Here is a 16,571-nt window from a genome sequence, read left to right as displayed (position 1 = left end):
TCAATCGTAGTCAATCGAAGGAGCGAACTACGCCGGAGTGCTCTATGGTATTCTATGTTATCCGGCGCAACGCTACTGCCACGCCCACTCGATTATCAAAGCCTCATAACACATTGAAATAACGGCGATAAAAATTCTTGTGCAATCCAAATACCGTCAGTCCCGCCGTCAAAATGACGGGGCCTTGGAATCATTGACCTTTTCCGGATGAGTCCGAAAATTGTACTTTCGGGGACTATCGTCAAGCTAGGGATGCAGGCGACAATCTTGGCGCGTCCGTGCATCCCGCCGACTCTACGAAATACCCGCTCTGTCACGAGTGCCGTTCCACACGTCGCGGGCATGGGTGGTCCCTGCCCGTGCTGCGCGCAAGCTATCAGAAGCCGTGGAGCTGCCGCGACCGGCTTGCGCCTAAACGCCATAGGGTGCCTCTGCCGCGCGAGCACCCGCACCGTCTCACCGCCGGTCGATGCGCCATGGCAAGCTGCTCGCCCAAATTCGACGACCCGCCTCCCGTAGCCATCGCCCGGGTAGGCTGCCGCGTCAGGTAGGCCGTCATAAGCACCACCGGCGGGGCCAAACCGGAACGCTTGACGAACACGCAACACAACGATATTGTTGTGTCATGCTTCCCGATGTCGACGCATCGACTGGCTACTTGCCCCCGGGGGTGCATGACGCGCCCTGGAGCGAAGTAGCACCACGATTCAGCTGCAACGGACACCGCACCCGTCTCGTTGGGGGCCTGCTCGCAGCTTTGCAAAACCTCGCTACTGCAGGCTCTCGGTCGGTGCTGCTCGATGGAAGCTTCGTTTCACGGAAAGAACTGCCGGAGGACTATGATGGAGCCTGGGACATCAGAGGGGTCGATCCTTCTCGTCTCGACCCCGTACTGCTCGATTTCTCGAATGGCCGTGCGGCCATGAAATCGAAATATCTAGGCGAGCTCTTTCCGGCGACCGCACTCGCCGCCCCTGGCGTGCTCTATCGCGACTTCTTCATGAAGGATCGCAACGGAGTACCCAAGGGCGTCGTGAACATCGATCTCGGGAGTCTGCCATGATTACTAACGAACGGCAGTATAGGATTACCCGGAGCGAGGCTGATCGATTTCGCAAGGCTATCAGCGAGCTGACCCAAGGCCCCGCCCGAGCGGACGTACATCCGCGCCTGCTTCAGGCTGAGCGTGAGGCCATGGAAAGTCAGCTTGCCGACCTGCAAGCTGAACTTACTGAGTATGATCGCCTGAAGTCCGCCGACCTGTCGGTGATCTCGATCAACTCCTTCGACCAACTGGCTGACGGCCTCATCCAGGCACGGATCGCAAGCGGACTCAGCCAAAAGTCGCTGGCCGACCGACTCGGGCTCAAGGAGCAGCAAATTCAACGCTACGAGGCCGAGCGCTACGCATCGGCCAGCTATCAGCGGCTGCGTGAGATCGCCAACGCACTTGGGGTGCGAATCAAGAACGACATTCTCTTGCCCGTCGCGCCCAACAGTTTCAGCGGGCTCGTCAATAAGCTCCGTCAGGTCGGGCTCGACCGCGACTTTCTTTTGTCGCGGCTCTTGCCGTCGGCCGATGCCGCGCGGGCCAGCGGCGAGGTTGGCAGCGAGGATGGCGACTATGCCCTGACTGCCAAGGCTGGCGTCGTTCTCGAACGCGTTTTCGGTTGGACCCGTGACAATATCTTCGGAGCGCAGGCACTCATGCCGCCACGCTTCGCCGCTGCCGAGGCGCGGTTCAAGATGCCTGCCAATCGGGTCCAGGCGACGACCAGCCTCTATGCTGCCTATGCGAACTATCTCGCCGTTGTTGCACTCAAGGGCGCGCGATCACTACCCAAGGGCGAAATCCCGACGGACCCGGCGGTCATGCGTCGTCGCATTCACGAGACCTATAGGGCCGTCGATCTCAAGAGCGCGCTTCACACGGCTTGGGATATGGGTGTCGTCGTTCTGCCGCTGCGTGACCGCGGTGCCTTCCATGGCGCCTGCTGGCGTTATGAGGGGCACAACGCAATCGTGCTGAAGCAAACATCGAAGCACGAAGCCCGCTGGCTGTTCGATCTTCTGCATGAATTGTTTCATGCCGGGCAACGTCAAGAGGCAGACACGCTGGAGGTGATTGAAGCCGACGAGACCTCCCCCGAGCGACGGAACTCAGACGAAGAAATCGCTGCGAGCCAGTTTGCCGGCGAGGTCGAGCTTAACGGCGAGGCTGAGACGTTGGCGCAGGCCTGCGTTCAGGCCGCGCGCAATTCGGTCGAACGTCTGAAGAGCGTCGTTCCAGCGATCGCAGAGAAAAACAAGGTAAGCGTTGGTGCCCTCGCGAACTACCTCGCCTTTCGCTTGTCTTGGCAGGGGGTGAACTGGTGGGGCACCGCGTCCAACCTCCAGGCGGACGACGGCGACCCGTGGACGATCGCACGCGACGTCTTCGTAGAGCGCTTCCCATTTGAAATCGACAACGAACTCGATCGGCAGCTGCTCGATCGAGCGCTCCATTGAGGTGTTCCATGGTTATGTTTCAGAAACCCCCGCCGCTCGACATCAAATGCACGTCGACTGACTGCGATAATGACCTGCACTGCTTCAAGCAGCTGAAGAAGATGACACCTGATCAGCGCGGCAAATGCCGAGCATGCGGGGCGGATCTGGTCGACTGGAAGCGTCTACACCGCCGTGACAAAGGCGATGCGGCGCATACCTTCGGGGCGCTTCAGCATGAGCTGATACGCCACCACTTTTTTCACCGTCCCGTTGACGAACGCGCAATGCACCACGCCCAGCGCAAGGGGCGCATTGGGTTGAAGGATGCCGCCCGTGACCGCCTCCGCAAATATCTCGCGGTCGCCGAGCCGCCCCGCGATGGTCGTCAGACTCCCCTTGAAGGCAATGCGATCTACTACGCGCAGCACGCAACCGCGACGTGCTGCCGGACCTGCCTCGAATACTGGCATGACATCCCGAAGGGCCGGCCACTGACAGCAGAGGAATTCGACTATTGCGCAACCCTCGTCGACCTCTTCCTCGATGAGAAGCTACCCGATCTGGCCGATGGGCCGATCAGAGTGCCGCGCCGCCCTCGCAGCCTGCCCCCTGAGTGGGAGGGATCACATCCGTGACGAGCCCGGCCAAGCCCATTGATACTGAGCGTTTCGCCGCGCATTTGCGCGCGCGGGCGATCGACCTCGACGGCGGCCGCGTCTTGATCTCTCGCCTCGCTGGCTCGAGCCAAGAGGTCGACCTTACGGTTCCGGCCAACTGCAACGGATATGGGCGCGTTCGCCATTTCCGGTTCGCGACAGCCGAGGGTTGGCCAGCCAATCCACTCCCGGTCGCGCCGGCCTGCCGCGCGTTGGGCATCGCGCCGGTTCCGGACCTGATGACCGCGCTGGTGTTTCAGAACGCTGCCTGTGCATGGCGCTGCTGGTATTGTTTCGTGCCGGAGGAGCTGCTGAAAGCGGATCTCAGCCGCTCGGCGTGGTTCAGGGCCGCCGAACTCGTCGACCTGTATCGCCAGATCCCGGACGCCCCCCGGATCATCGACCTCTCGGGAGGATCGCCGGACCTTGTGCCGGAATGGACTCCGTGGATGATGCGAGCGCTCGTCGACGCCGGCCTCGCCGAAACGACTTATCTCTGGACAGACGACAACCTTAGCACGACCTATCTCTTCGACGCGCTTCCACCCGCCGATCTCGCTCTTCTGCACCGCTACCGCAACTATGGTCGCGTCTGCTGCGTCAAAGGCTTCGATGCCCGCTCGTTCGCCTTCAACACGGGCGCCGCGCCTCAAGATTACGACCGGCAGTTCGAGGTATTGCGGCGCGTGCTGGACCTGGGGCTCGATGTTTACGGCTATGTGACGTTGACCTCCCCGCACGATGATGGCATCGCGCAAGGCGTCGCCGACCTGATAGACCGGCTCCAGGCGATCGATCCAAACTATCCGCTCCGGGTCATTCCCCTGCGGATTCAGGTGTTCACACCGGTCGAACAGCGTGTTGCCCGCGATGATGCGCGCGAGAAGAGCCTTGCTGTCCAGGAGGAAGCCATCGCCGCCTGGAAGAGCGAGCTTGAGAGCCGCTTCTCTCCAGATCTGCGAGCGCTGCAAATCTGCGATGTGCCGCTCCGCACAAGGCCGACATGATCGCTTCGCGCCGCTCCTTGTCAGAGGCTGCCTTTGCGGTGCGGGTCGATGACTTGATCCAGACCGCGATCAGGAATGGCACGACCAGCTTTGCGGCACTCCTGCATCGCCTCCCCAGCGTCTATCCGACTGAACTGTTGGCGTCGCTCGATCGGCTGGCGGGCAGCAAAGCGATCGACACAACCGTGGCAGTGTCGATCCATCGGCAGGCGGCTACCAACGGTACCACGGCGGTCGAGGGCCGGTCTCTGTTGCCGCTTCCGCACCCGCTCGACTATGAATGGCGCTTCACACCCGACGCGGCGCGCTCGTTGCTCAGTCGCGCGGCGGACCTGACGCCTTCCGGCGGCAACTTTCTCTTGTTTGGAACGCCGGGCCTAGCCGTCGAAGCGCTGACCTTGCCTGTCGGCCGGCGCCTCGCATTCCTCGCCGAGAACAACGGCGTCACCGATCGCGTCTTTGCTCTCAACCAGGCCACGGGGTCACCTCTCTCCATTGGGTCTTGCAGCGGCGGTCTGCCGCGCGAGGCCGCCGACGCCGTTTTTCTCGATCCGCCCTGGTATCTTGATTTCGTGCGTCCCATGCTCGCCGCTGCGGCGCATGCGTGCCGCCCCGGCGGGGTCGTTTTAATCAGCTTGCCACCCGATGGCGCCCGGCCGAGCGCGGAAGCCGACAGGCAAACTGCCATCGCATTCGCCCGACGGCTCGGCCTCGCTGCGATAGAGTACTCGCCGCTGGCTATCGCCTATGAGACGCCCTTCTTTGAGCGCAATGCCCTGGCGGCCGTCGGGATTTACCCGCCCCCGCACTGGTGCCGCGGCGACCTGATCGTGTTCAGGAAGATGCGCGCATCGACAAGGCCGCCCCCCGCATCCTCCGGCCGCCGTCGTGACTGGACCGAAGTCGTTATCGGCCGCATGCGGCTGTTCATCCGCGGAGGTGGCGAGGCGCGCTCCGACGACGCAAGTCTCATCTCACTCGTCGACGGCGATATCCTACCGACGGTAAGCCGACGCGATCCACGTCGTCGGGCGGCCAACGTCTGGACCTCGGGCAATCGCATCTTTCATACTGACAATCCACAGCTAGTGCTCGAGGCGGCAATTTCGTGCGCTGGCGAGGCAATGGGCTCTGGTGTTCAGCACGGCCTCTGGGGCACTATTCGCGAGCATGAGACGTTGGAGCGAGTCGCAACCAAACTGCGGGCGCTGGCGGCGATCGAGGAACAAGAAGAGGGCAACACGCCCATAGTAGCGACGGAACGGAGCGTAGCTTGGAGGTCGAGTTCGACGAACTGCTGGAGCAGGTCGACGGCCATCATTTCTGGCTGACCTATCTGTCGGACGCGACCCGGCCGAGGAGCCGGATCGGCATTCACCTTGCGATCTTTGCCGAGCCGTTCCTATCCATGGTTCTGTCCGGCGAAAAGACAATCGAGTCCCGCTTTAGCCGTAACCGGTGCGCACCATACGGCGAGATCGACGATGGTGACATTATTCTCCTCAAGGAGGTGGCTGGGCCGATCTGCGGCCTCGCGCTTGCGCGTCGTATCTGGTGCTACGACCTCAGCACCGAGCCGATCGACCGCATCCGACATCGCTTCGGCGCGGCTATCCGTGCCGATGATGAATTCTGGTCCTCCCGCGCCGATGCCCTTTATGCAACCTTGATCGAGCTCGACGCGCCCGCTTCGATCGCGCCAGTCGGTTGCGATAAGCGTGACCGGCGGGGATGGGTGTCCCTGCGATCGCGTCAGATGGCGTTCGATTTCGCATGAACTTGTTGCTCTGTTTCTCCGGTCAAATCGGCAGCGGCAAGTCCTCGGTCAGCGCAGCGGTTGCCACAGCGCTCGGTTGGCGCCGCACCGGCTTTGGCGACTACCTGCGGACCGAGATTATTCGGCTAGGCGGCGACCCCAACGACCGCAAGGTGTTGCAGGATCTCGGCCAGTCGCGCGTCGATACCGACCCAGTAGCATTCTGCAGAGATGTCCTGGCGGCAGGTGGCTTTCATCCCGGCGACGATTTCGTGATCGACGGTATCCGGCATATCAACATTTTCGACATTCTCGCCACCGTGAGTGCGCCATCTCAGGCGCGACTGTTGTTTCTCGGAGCCTGTGAGACGACACGCATCGCGCGTGTGGAAACGAGACCTGATGCCGAGGATTTCGCACGAGCATCTGCGCATCGTGTGGAGGCAGATCTGCGCGAGGCGCTTCCGCAGCGGGCCGATGCAGTAATCAATGGTGATCAGTCGTTGGATCGTGTCGTCTCCGACTGTCTTGACGCTGTCAAGAATTGGCAAAAGCACTTACCTTGAACATTTCCAGCTCTCTTCCAAGGAAGCCATTCAGACATTCAGATACCCAAGGTCGGTACCGGCACAAATCACATTAGCCTTCGCCTCGCGCCCGCTCGCGATGGCGAGCGAGCTGCCGACGGTGCTCATCCGTCAGCGTGATGGGTGCATTCCAGCGGAGTTCGGTGCGCGCTTGCTCGCTGAGACTGGGCGAGAACTCGGGTCTGCCCTGGTCGTCGAAGGTCACGAGCGCACGGTCGAAGGCGGCATCCCACAGCGCTGACAGCAGCAGGCCGTTATGTACGTCGAGCCGCTCGGCATCGCTCTCGCACTCGCTCCACGGGATGATGTGCGAGGCGCGCAACAGGGCCGGGTCGGAGATCCCGGTCAGGGGGCAACGCCCCTGCCAGTAATCCATCAGACGGTCGCGAAAGATGTCCTGCCCGATCCTCTGTACGACCAGCCGTTCGGCCTCGGTCGTGCGTGGCAGATCCGTGATGCGCCGCTCAAACTCCCGCAGTGGAGCATCGGGCAAGCTGACGCCCAGTTCGTAAACGCGGCGTAGCACGGCATAAAGAGCGCCAAGTGTATTGAAGGCAAAGCGGGCGCGGCCGGGACCGGAAACGACAGCCGCGGGCAAGTTCAGTTCCTGGATGACGCCGGGATGGTCGAGCGCGAGATACCACGGCCCCTGCGGTCCGCCTGCAGCGAGATGAATCGTCCCATGCGCCGTTGTCGAACCGAAAGCCGCCCAGCCGGCCTCTTCCCCCAGGATCCGGCGGAAGCCGTTCTGCGACGCGGCCTTTTGACATTCCTCGCGGACGACAAAGGACTGAGGCGATTCAAGCACCGTGGTCGGTTCCTCGCTATAGGTCACGCCCCATCAATCGCTCCGACCCGGGCGCCCCCTTCAGGGTCAGCCTCAGCCAAGGATCGCGGCGGAGGTCGTCAGGGGGACGGGTCGTCGTCGTGACGATGTACTGGAAGGCCGTCATTTCCGTCAGCGCCTCAAGCTCGCGCATCAGGCGGAAAAGCTCATCGTAGATGGAGAGGCCGAGATCGGCTTCGCGGGGACTGTCGTGAACAAGGAATGCTGGAACGCGTGTCGCTCCCTCGACGCTAAGGCAGAGGCAGGCAAGATCGAATGCGATGACCTTCAAGGATTCGATGGCGGCCGTGCGGCGATCTCCATCGACATCGACGGTGATTTGCAGCCTGTCGCCGTTCAGCGTGACCGCTCCTTTGGCGCCCTCGTTGACCACGCGACGAATGATCGCCGAGAATTTTTGCGTTATTCTGCCAAATGTCAGACCCTGCTTGTCGCGGAAGGCTCCAAGCCTTTCCCGCTCCTTGGCCAGCTTGTCCCCGAGGCTCCTCAGCCGTTTTCGCACCTCATCTCGCTCGGTCGACAGCTCGGCAAATCGCTCGACCCCTTCCTTGAGCCGTGTGGCGGCCTGCCAGGCGGATGCGCGCGCGTCGCGGACGCTTTCGATGGCCTGAACCCGCTTCTCTGCCGGGTCGACCTGCTGACGCCTGAGAGCGGCGGCGGGTTGAAGAGCTTTCAGCCGAGCTTCCAAACCGTCGATCTTTTGCTTCTGATTACCGACTTCCTGGCGCTTGGCAACGAGCCGGGCCCTGCATTCCGTCTCGTTGTGCAGCTTGTGGGACAGATCGCATTTCTCGGCGAGCGCCTTGTCGATCGGCACCTCGCAAATTGGGCACACCTGGCTGGCCGCATTCTCCGCAGAAAATGATAGGCTTGGTATTTCGCTGGAGAGCAGCGTGAGGACCTGCCTCTCGGCCGGTATTTGAGCCTCCAGGCGGATGCGCTCTTCGTCGGTGCGCCTAAACTCTTCGCGCGCGTCCTGTAATGCCTTCCGGGCTTGGCCCAGTTCAGCCATATCGCCGGTTGGGAGCTGGGCTGCGGCGGCGAGCTGTGCGTCGGCGGCCTTTTGAAACACCTCAAGTAGCAGGGGCATTTCCGGCAACGTCTGCTCGGCAAGGCCAAGCTGATCGATCAACCGCGCGTGGCGTCTGCCGCGATCCCAATCGAGGTAGGATATTTCGCGTTCCGCATTGGCGACATCTGTTCGCAGCGCTTCCTCTACGCGTCGCGCCTGCTGTTCCTCTTCGGTGATTGCCGTAAGGAACGCACGAAGCGCCTCGCGCCGAGGCCCGGTTTCACGCCCGCTCGCCGGCAGCGGCGCATCGGAGCCGGATGCCGGGGAGCGCCAATCGAGAACGTCGTCGAAGCGGCATTCCTGATCGCGCGTCAGCCAGGCGAGCGCGATCGGCCATGCCTTTTGGCCTGGCTGAAGGCGGGCCAAACTCGCGACACCGGGCGTCACGATGGCCTGCTCTATCGCCTCGATCAAGGGATCGATGCTTGTCGTCGCGCCGTCGCCTGCGGCGATCTCGTCGAGGTTGCCGTCGGCGATCGCGACATGCCGGCGCCGGATGCCCAGTGGCCGCACGACGGCCCAGCATACGCCATCGAGCATTACCTCCGCGCCGACGATCCCGTTCGGAAAGGCGACTGAGATCCGTTCCCGCTGGGTTTCGTCGGCGAACCGCTGCTCGCCGAGGCAGTACCGTAGCAAGCGGCAGAACAAGGTCTTGCCGCTTCCATGACCGATGGCGCGTACACCGCTGCCGCTGTCGTCATCGAAGCCGTCCGGCGACCAGATGATGTTCAGTCCCGGCCGAAGCGCGATGTCGCTGATTTTCTGGCCGCCGGGCGCTTCCCAGATCGCCAGGCGTCGCACCCAGAGGCGTGGGTCTTTCAGGCTTGCCGGAACGGTCAGGCTGAGCTTGGGGGGATCGAACATCTCATGCTGCTGCGGCATGCGTGATCCAGTCCCGAACCTCGTCCGGCACGGAGGTGACGGTCGCATCCAGGTCGAGCGCGGCCAGTGCTTCCAGCACGAATCCTGCCCGGCCATCCGGCCAACCGGCAGTGTCGAACGCATCGAGACCCGGCCCCGGCACCCATGTCTCAGCCGACAGATTTTCGATCAGTCGCCCGTTGCCGCGATGGTTGGAGACGGCTGTGCCCCAGCCCTGATTGGTGCGCGCCGCGAAGCCGACCACATTGCCGCTGCGCGGTTCGGCCTCCTGTCCGACCAGCCGTCGCCACTCCCGCGCTTGTGCCTCCGGTAGCAGCGACGTCAGAAGATGCGGCTCCAGAATCATCGCAGCGGCGAGACGGACGGTCCGACTCGGCGTCGGCCCGTCGATCGCCTTCAGGATCGCGGTCAGAGCAGCGCCGGCGTCGTTCGGCTGCTGCGCTGCGCGCATCCAAGCTCCATCGGGCAGAGTGCCGAGAGCAGGCTTTTGAGTGGTTGGCGCTGTAGCCGCGACTTGGCTCACGCCGAGTCCGAGAGCGACGAATGTTCCATCCGCGTCCATCCGGTCCCAGGCTTCGAGCACGAGGCGGCGGGTGCGGTATTCACCGAACTGACGGAGTTCCCTTTCCTTCAGCACGCGGAAGGTTTCGGAGGGGTAGTTCGCTCCCTTCACGTCAGCGGGATCGAGGATATAGCGCAGCTCGTCACGAGTCAGGCCGTAGGCGCGGGAATAGAAGACGTCGAGATCCGCGCGGAGATTAGCGCGGCGGTCCTCGTTCCAGGCGAATGGCGGGCCGTCATAATCAAGGTCGCGGGCGAAGGGGGCAAGGCTGTGAGAGGTGTAAGTGAGTTCCAGCACCCGCAGCGTGACGAAGTGAAGGCGCGCGCCGGTGTAGAAGGTAGGGGGGAGAACCGGGAACTGTCTCAGAAAGAAGTACGCTAAATTCGTTCCACCGACTTTCTGTCGCGCAACGAAGTCGAGAACCAACGAGTTTAGGTTTCCCAAGAGCGCTGCGTGTTCAGCAACCCTCGTGTCCGTGAAAAACAATGGCAATTTATGGTTTGCCGCCACCGCAGGTAAGGCGGACGCGATGACAGTTCGTTCATTCGTGGCATTTGTTATGTCACGCCAACCTGTAAGCCAGCCGTGCGTATAACCTCTCGTACGAAGACGCGCTGTAACCTCATGTATGGGAACCCAATACCGTGGGGTAATTTCGAACGAAACGTCTTCCATTCTATCCAGCGGTGGCGACGGGATCTCGCGATAGTCAGCGTCTCCTCTTTCCTTGGCCAGCGCGAAATCGCCACGCCGATGGTCGAACTGGTGAATCATCTTACCTTCGTAGAGAGGCACAAGCCGACGCGAGTCATCGTCGCCGGGGCGGGCACCTTTGGGCAGCCAGTCGGTTCCGTGGCGAACAAGGCCTTCCTCTTCTAGTTCCGGCGCTGTGCGAAAGAGGTTACTGTCGTTCGACATGTGGAACATGGTCATGAAGCCTACGCTCCACGGATTGCCCATTTCCCCCGCACCTTCATCAATCAAGACTGGGACGTTACGGTAGATCTTGGCCGTCAATTCTGCGTCCCAACGGGATCGGAATACTGGTGCCGTGCGAGTGTTTGGATTGATCGCGGCGATCTGCTCAGGCGAGAGGGTGAAGGAACGTTCGGGCTCGGCCAGTTGTGCGGGATCGGTTAGGAAGAAAGCAAATCGCGCAGCGTTCTCCCGGTGTCCGAGTGTGAGTAGGCAGAACTTCACTCGGAAATACACGCCAGGGAATATCCGCTCTCGATTCTCGAAATCTACTAATCCGGCAAGCCGCTTTTCCGACACTAGATTGGCGAAGAAAGGCGCTGTAGTAGCGTCGGTTGCTACACCGGTCGGAACAATTACCCCGGCACGGCCGATCTCACCCCCAAGTTGCGAGAAAAGCTCGGCGAAGAGAGCGTAGGTGTTAACGTCGCCAGTGCCGGTAAGTGGAAAGCGTCCGCCATCGTCGCTGGGAACACGCACGAACGTGGAGTTCGCCTCCGACAGACGTTTTTCAGCCTCGAATTCCTCGAAAAGCACACGCTTTGCCGTCCCTGGGTCGGCAGCACACAATGCTTTGATGAGGCGGTCACGTACCGCTTTGTTGGGTGCCGTCGCGATCTCTACATCTCGTGCGGCAAAGAACTCCTTTTCTTGAAGTTTGATCCGCTCCCATGGTGGGTTCCCGAGGACCGCATCGAAGCCGCCGGACTGCATGACATCAGGAAATTCCAGCGGCCAGTGGAAGGCATGTGCGCGCTGTGCAGCATAGACGGCCGCGCCTAACATTGGCCCGAACGGCTGCACGCCCCGCAGCCATTCCCAGATGGCGCCTGACGTGGGCACCATCTCGGCGCCCCGACGCGGCATCCCTTCCGGCCCCGCGTGGGGCCCGCCTTTCGTCTTAGGTAGCAGGAAGGCCGAGACGAAGAGATCGCAAGCCGTCTCAAGCTGCCAAGCCGACGCGCCTTGTGCAGTCAGAGCGTGCAAGCGGGCAGCCTTGGCTTCTATCTGCTCGACCGTGTTCTCGGGCATTGCACGCAACGCCTCGAAGTCCCGCATTAGGTCGCGTGCGCGATTGAAGCCGAAGCCTTTCGCGATGCGGTCCTTCTCAGTCTTCTCACGCTTATTCTTCTGAGCGTAGTGCTTCGCCACCTCCTTATCGTCGCCGGTCAGTGGTTTGTAGGCGGCATCGGGAATACCCTGTTCCAGCACCTTCAGGTCGAACACACCCAGAAGCGAGTCGCCGCAGCGGATCTGCGCGTCGAAGAAGCCGAGCGGAAGGCCGGGATCTACGGTCTCGATCCAGAGAGCTACCTTGGTCAGCTCGACCGCCATCGGGTTGCGGTCCACCCCATAGATACAGCAGCGGGCGACGTCGCGGAGCGCATGCCGGAAATCGGAAAGCGAGGGCGTGCCCTCGGCGCGGATGCGAGCAACACGAGTGGCGATGCGGCGGGCGGCGGCCAACAGGAAGTGGCCAGATCCGCAGGCCGGATCGATGACGCTGAGCTTCAGCAGCGCGTGGGCCGGGTCGGCGGCCTCCGCCTCCGTCTTGTCGAGAACTGGATCAAGCGCCGTGTCGAGGAGCGCCTGCACCAGGCTGTCCGGCGTGTAGTAGGAGCCGGTGGTCTTGCGCTGGTTGCCCTTCTGCTCGGCCGCTTCCGAGGCGAAGACAAGCGTCTTGCCGTCGTCGCCGAGTTGCGGCTGGAGTTCGAGCAGGGATTCGTAGACTGAACCCAGCTCTTCGGTTTCCATGGCGCGCCAATTCACCGGCACCATGCCGGTTTTGTCGGAGAGCCAGGACAAGCGGTAGAGTGCCTCCATGAAAGCGCGGTTGCGCAGGCGCGCGGTTTCCAGATGCGGCAGCTTGTCGGCGCTGAAAAGACCGCCAAGCGCCGGCAGGCCGAGTGCGTCCTGTCCGTGAGCAAGGGCGCGGAAGACGATCTTGATGCCCTCGTAGCGGTCGTGATGCTTGTCCCATGTCGCGGCGCGCGCCGCTTGCGTCCGAAGCGCAGCGAGGCTGTAGCCTTCGGCATAGAGCTTTTGGGCGTCCGGCTTTGTCGCCTCGGGGTGAAGCAGGTTCCGGTCTTCGGCCACCATCAGGAAGATGAGGCGGTAGACAAGGCGCAGAAGCTCGTTGAACCACTCGGTGAGATTGACCTCGCCTGACTTCAGACGTGCGGCGAGGTCTGGGTTAGCTTCGAGGAACCCGGAGCCCAGCACCTTGAGCGCGGTTTCCACCTGGGTCGCCAGACGGTCGCGAGCAACCTCGCCTTCGCGGGAACCGGCCTCGCGCCAGCGTTCGAGCGCGCAATCGGTGACAGGCGTGCCGGTGACGCCGAACCGGGTGCGGTGGATCAGGGACCAGAGGACAGCGAAGGAGGCGGCATCCTCGTTGGTGAAGATCGCGGCGAGGTCGGCCTCGATGTATGCCGGACGGGTCAGCGAGGCGTTGTCACGCATGAGGCGGAGGACGGTGCCATTGGTCACCAGGCCCCAGAGCGCGTCATCGCTGTCATTGAGATAGTCCTGAAGCGCAAAGGCTGGGGACCGCGAACGGTCGGTCGAGAGTGTCGGGCTGCGCCTGTCGAGCTTTTCCTCGGAAGGCGGTACGACGACGATCGGAACGCGGCCGCCAGCAAGGAACGAGATTACTCCGTCAGCCGGTGTGAGATCATCGAAGCTGAAGGTTTCCGACAAGAAGGCCCGCACGAAACGCCGCGTCGCCTCGGCCGATGCGTTCTGGAGTTTCGCGAAGGTGTCGAAATGAGACTGGCCGACACGGAAGGCGGTCGAGATCTCTTCCCGGATCGTCAGCCCCTTGCGGATCCGGTAGTCCTCCTCCGTCTGTTCGGACGCTTGCCGGCGGTCGATGCTGGCGACCATGGCCGGAGCGATGAGGTTGCCCTCCAGCATGAGCGAAGGCCAGGCCGACATGTCGGTGACGGGCTTGCGCGCCATGGCTCAGGCCTCTCCCGGCATCAGCGTGAACAGGCCGATCACATCCGGCGGCAGCGCGGCCTCCACGGTGACGCGCGAGGCGGAGCCTGATGCGGCGCGCAGGCGGGCGTGGTCCTGCATGAGTTCTTGCGCGCGCGATCGGACGAAGTCGGCAATCGGCCCGTCGAGCAGGCTCGGCAAGTCCTCCTTCGCCTTGGCGATGAACCTGTCGCGTGCGACGGGCGCGAGATCGGACGTAGCCGATGTGTTGAGCCACTCCCGGGCGTTTTCGCCGACCGCCACGATCCGGCTGCCCTGGCTTGCGACGAGAGCCGCTTCCTCCGCCAGCAGCAGCCGCTCCTTCCGAGCATGGACGGTCAGCTTGAACCGGATACGCAGGAGAGCGAGGCGGGTCACTTGCTCGACGGCGGCGGTCGGCCAGGCGCCGACCCGGCCGATGCCGAGACCAGTAAGGGACTCCGGATCGAGCGAAGCCTCGACCAGCGCTTCGGCAAGAGTTGCTGTCAGGGGATGTGTCCTGGTGAGCAGCGCGGTGCCCGACGGCGCCGGCTCGGCCGTCGCAAGACGCACCGATCCTCTGAGATCGTGCTCCGCCAAACGCTCGCGCAGGCTGGGATCAAGCTCTTTGACGTGAGCCAGCAGCACAGCTTTCCGGGTTTCCAGAGGCACACCGAAACGCGCCATCGCCCGTTCGACGAAAAGCCTCGCCTCCGCCGGAGATCCTAAGAGCGTGCGCACCTTCTCCCATTCCGGCGCGACTTCCTGCGGCTTCATCGCATTCTGGGCAAAACGCGCGCGGGATCGCTTCTCGTTTTCAGAAGCGTCGCGCCACCGCGCCTCCATGACCTTGGCACCGTCATCGAGGCGAAGATCGAGCGTGAGCTGGCGGGACACGCCACGACGCAGCATCATCGACGCCATCAACGCATCCGTCACCGGCCCTCGTTCCTCGGGGAGCGGCACCGTCACGCCCGTCGCTTTTCGGATCTCCTCGGCCTTACGAAGGATGACCTCGAGCACCGCGCCGTCGATGGCGCTGTCCGGCGAGAACATCATGATCGACCGGACGAGTTCCGCCGGCTGGCCGAAGCGGTCCACCCGTCCTTCACGCTGCTGATGCCGCGTCGGATTCCAGGACAGGTCGTAATGGACGACGGCGTCGAAGAGCTGCTGAAGATTGATGCCTTCCGAAAGGCAGTCGGTGGCGACAAGGATGCGCTGGACCGGCTTTTCGTCGTCCACGGTCGCCATATCGGCGACACGATCGCGGCGCTCGTCCGGAGTGAGAACGCCCGTCACAGCTTCGATGGTCAGCTTCGGGAAGGCCTTGCGCAGGCCATCGCGGACATGCTCGGCCGTCGCCAGGTAGCGGCAGAAGACGACGGGATTGGCGCCCTTCTTGATGAGAGGCGTCAGTGCATCGACCAAGGCAGCCAGCTTCGGATCGGGCTTGCCCACCAAATCCTCGGCACGTTTCACCAGGGCAAGAAGCTCCGGATCAGCATCGAAGGCCGTGCCCGGTTCGAGATCGACCGCGTCCTCGTCGTCTCCGTCATCATCATAGATCTGCGGCTCGAGGCGATCGCCCTCGCTCGACATGCGGTTTCGCAGCGCGCTCAGGGCCGCAGTCGGGGAAGAGCCGACGCAGCGCATCAGCGCCAGCGTGCCCCAGAAGGCCAGGCGTCGTTCCCGCTGTCCCGCTCCCGCGCGGGAAACGATGCCGAAGCAGTAATCGAGAACAGACTCCTGGAACCCGCGATGGGCTTGGGACAGGGGATAGGGAAGCTCCTTCGTCTCATGCTTCGGGAAGGCACGATCTTCGTCCCAATCCCCCGAGACGAGATCGATCCGGCGTCGCTGCACAAAGTGCCGGGCCAGACGCTCGCGATAGCGAGCGTCCTCGAAGTCCATCGAGGCGAATGACGTGTCGACGAGGGAAAGAAGGCGCGCGAAAGCCTCTTCGTCCCCGGAATGCGGCGTCGCGGTCAGAAGGATCATCCGCCGCTCAGGATTCCGAGCCAATCCAGATAGTAGCTCGAAGCGTTGCTGCCGGCCCTGGTGCGTGCCGACGCAGGCATGCGCTTCATCGACGATGACGAAATCCGGGCAAGCGCGAGCGAATCCTTCGCGGCGCTTCTCGGCCTTGATGTAGTCGAGGCTGACGACCGTGAAGGGATAGGCGTCGAACAGGGTCTGAGCCAGCGGCAGACCGCGTTCCAGCCGGCTCGCGGTGCCCGACGTGACCGGGACGGCGTCGATCCCGAAGCGCGCTTTCAGCTCTCCGACCCATTGCTCGACGAGGTGCGGCGGGCAGAGCACAGAGAACATGTCCACTTCACCACGATCCATCAGCTCGCGCAGGATGAGGCCGGCCTCGATCGTCTTGCCGATGCCGACGTCGTCCGCGATGAGCAAGCGCGGCGCCGACAGACGAAGCGCCATCAGCAAGGGCACGAGCTGGTAAGTTCGCGGTTCGAAAGCGAGCTGAGCAGCAGATCTAAAGGGGCCTGCGCCACGGCGTAACGTCAGGCGCATTGCGTCCGCGAGCAACGCCGCTTTCGCCTGAACAGTTACCGCAGCGTCGGCGGGGAGATCGAAGCGGGCAGGCTCAACGGGGAAGAGTTCAAGCACGGGATCGAGCACAACCGTGTCGTTCTCACCGCCTGACAAGGGACGTAGCGCCAGCACGCCATCCCGAGGGGACGGCAGCGCGACCCACTCACGTCCGCGTGCGCGAACCAAGTCCCCCGGAGCAAAGTTCACTGTCATCGGA

11 protein-coding genes are annotated in these 16,571 nt (G+C 62.8%); 7 read left to right on the top strand and 4 right to left on the bottom strand.

Annotation, left to right across the window (positions count from 1 at the left end):
* Positions 1 to 469 precede the first annotated feature (469 nt).
* Genes BN69_RS20005 through BN69_RS00825 form a run of 7 tightly spaced genes read left to right on the top strand, consistent with a single transcriptional unit; the run spans position 470 to position 6,475 of the window.
* On the top strand, positions 470 to 1,063 hold the full coding sequence (locus BN69_RS20005; RefSeq protein WP_014889645.1) for a DUF6932 family protein: 594 nt from the start codon (positions 470 to 472) through the stop codon (positions 1,061 to 1,063).
* Positions 1,060 to 2,508 (top strand): XRE family transcriptional regulator, encoded by a 1,449-nt coding sequence (locus BN69_RS00850; RefSeq protein ID WP_041926736.1) that lies wholly within the window; start codon positions 1,060 to 1,062, stop codon positions 2,506 to 2,508. Before BN69_RS20005 ends, BN69_RS00850 begins: the two co-directional genes overlap by 4 nt.
* Before the next feature lie 8 nt (positions 2,509 to 2,516).
* Positions 2,517 to 3,125: a DUF4186 domain-containing protein gene (locus BN69_RS00845; protein ID WP_014889643.1), complete on the top strand. Its 609-nt coding sequence runs from the start codon at positions 2,517 to 2,519 to the stop codon at positions 3,123 to 3,125.
* Entirely contained in the window at positions 3,122 to 4,153 is a 1,032-nt protein-coding gene (locus BN69_RS00840) for a radical SAM family protein (protein ID WP_014889642.1), read from the top strand. The genes BN69_RS00845 and BN69_RS00840 overlap by 4 nt, the downstream gene beginning before the upstream one ends.
* Positions 4,150 to 5,484 (top strand): hypothetical protein, encoded by a 1,335-nt coding sequence (locus tag BN69_RS00835; protein ID WP_014889641.1) that lies wholly within the window; start codon positions 4,150 to 4,152, stop codon positions 5,482 to 5,484. The genes BN69_RS00840 and BN69_RS00835 overlap by 4 nt, the downstream gene beginning before the upstream one ends.
* Positions 5,427 to 5,930, top strand: coding sequence for an ASCH domain-containing protein (locus BN69_RS00830; protein ID WP_051013216.1), 504 nt, complete (start codon positions 5,427 to 5,429; stop codon positions 5,928 to 5,930). Before BN69_RS00835 ends, BN69_RS00830 begins: the two co-directional genes overlap by 58 nt.
* The gene (locus tag BN69_RS00825; RefSeq protein ID WP_041926735.1) at positions 5,927 to 6,475 is read left to right on the top strand and encodes a hypothetical protein; all 549 of its coding nucleotides are present in this window, start codon (positions 5,927 to 5,929) and stop codon (positions 6,473 to 6,475) included. Before BN69_RS00830 ends, BN69_RS00825 begins: the two co-directional genes overlap by 4 nt.
* A gap of 73 nt (positions 6,476 to 6,548) precedes the next feature.
* Here the strand turns inward: BN69_RS00825 and BN69_RS00820 are convergent, their stop codons facing one another.
* The 4 genes from BN69_RS00820 to BN69_RS00805 are packed head-to-tail and all read right to left on the bottom strand — an operon-like array spanning position 6,549 to position 16,567.
* Positions 6,549 to 7,331 (bottom strand): HNH endonuclease, encoded by a 783-nt coding sequence (locus tag BN69_RS00820; RefSeq protein WP_014889638.1) that lies wholly within the window; start codon positions 7,329 to 7,331, stop codon positions 6,549 to 6,551.
* Positions 7,321 to 9,300 carry a DUF2326 domain-containing protein gene (locus tag BN69_RS00815; protein ID WP_051013215.1) on the bottom strand — a complete coding sequence of 660 codons (1,980 nt, stop codon included), beginning with the start codon at positions 9,298 to 9,300 and terminating at the stop codon, positions 7,321 to 7,323. Before BN69_RS00815 ends, BN69_RS00820 begins: the two co-directional genes overlap by 11 nt.
* Positions 9,284 to 13,798, bottom strand: a complete 4,515-nt coding sequence (locus BN69_RS00810; RefSeq protein WP_014889636.1) for an Eco57I restriction-modification methylase domain-containing protein — start codon at positions 13,796 to 13,798, stop codon at positions 9,284 to 9,286. The genes BN69_RS00815 and BN69_RS00810 overlap by 17 nt, the downstream gene beginning before the upstream one ends.
* A gap of 3 nt (positions 13,799 to 13,801) precedes the next feature.
* A complete protein-coding gene (locus BN69_RS00805; protein ID WP_014889635.1) occupies positions 13,802 to 16,567 on the bottom strand; it encodes a DEAD/DEAH box helicase in 2,766 nt (921 codons plus the stop codon).
* Positions 16,568 to 16,571 lie beyond the last annotated feature (4 nt).

The organism is Methylocystis sp. SC2 (assembly GCF_000304315.1).
Lineage (GTDB): Bacteria > Pseudomonadota > Alphaproteobacteria > Rhizobiales > Beijerinckiaceae > Methylocystis.
This window is presented reverse-complemented; position numbering and strand designations above follow the sequence as displayed.

Coding starts and splice junctions, on each gene's coding strand:
- BN69_RS00810 (WP_014889636.1), bottom strand. CDS start 13,798: ATGGCGCGCAAGCCCGTCACCGACATGTCGGCCTGGCCTTCGCTCATG.
- BN69_RS00805 (WP_014889635.1), bottom strand. CDS start 16,567: ATGACAGTGAACTTTGCTCCGGGGGACTTGGTTCGCGCACGCGGACGT.
- BN69_RS00815 (WP_051013215.1), bottom strand. CDS start 9,300: ATGCCGCAGCAGCATGAGATGTTCGATCCCCCCAAGCTCAGCCTGACC.
- BN69_RS00845 (WP_014889643.1), top strand. CDS start 2,517: ATGGTTATGTTTCAGAAACCCCCGCCGCTCGACATCAAATGCACGTCG.
- BN69_RS00850 (WP_041926736.1), top strand. CDS start 1,060: ATGATTACTAACGAACGGCAGTATAGGATTACCCGGAGCGAGGCTGAT.
- BN69_RS00825 (WP_041926735.1), top strand. CDS start 5,927: ATGAACTTGTTGCTCTGTTTCTCCGGTCAAATCGGCAGCGGCAAGTCC.
- BN69_RS00835 (WP_014889641.1), top strand. CDS start 4,150: ATGATCGCTTCGCGCCGCTCCTTGTCAGAGGCTGCCTTTGCGGTGCGG.
- BN69_RS20005 (WP_014889645.1), top strand. CDS start 470: ATGCGCCATGGCAAGCTGCTCGCCCAAATTCGACGACCCGCCTCCCGT.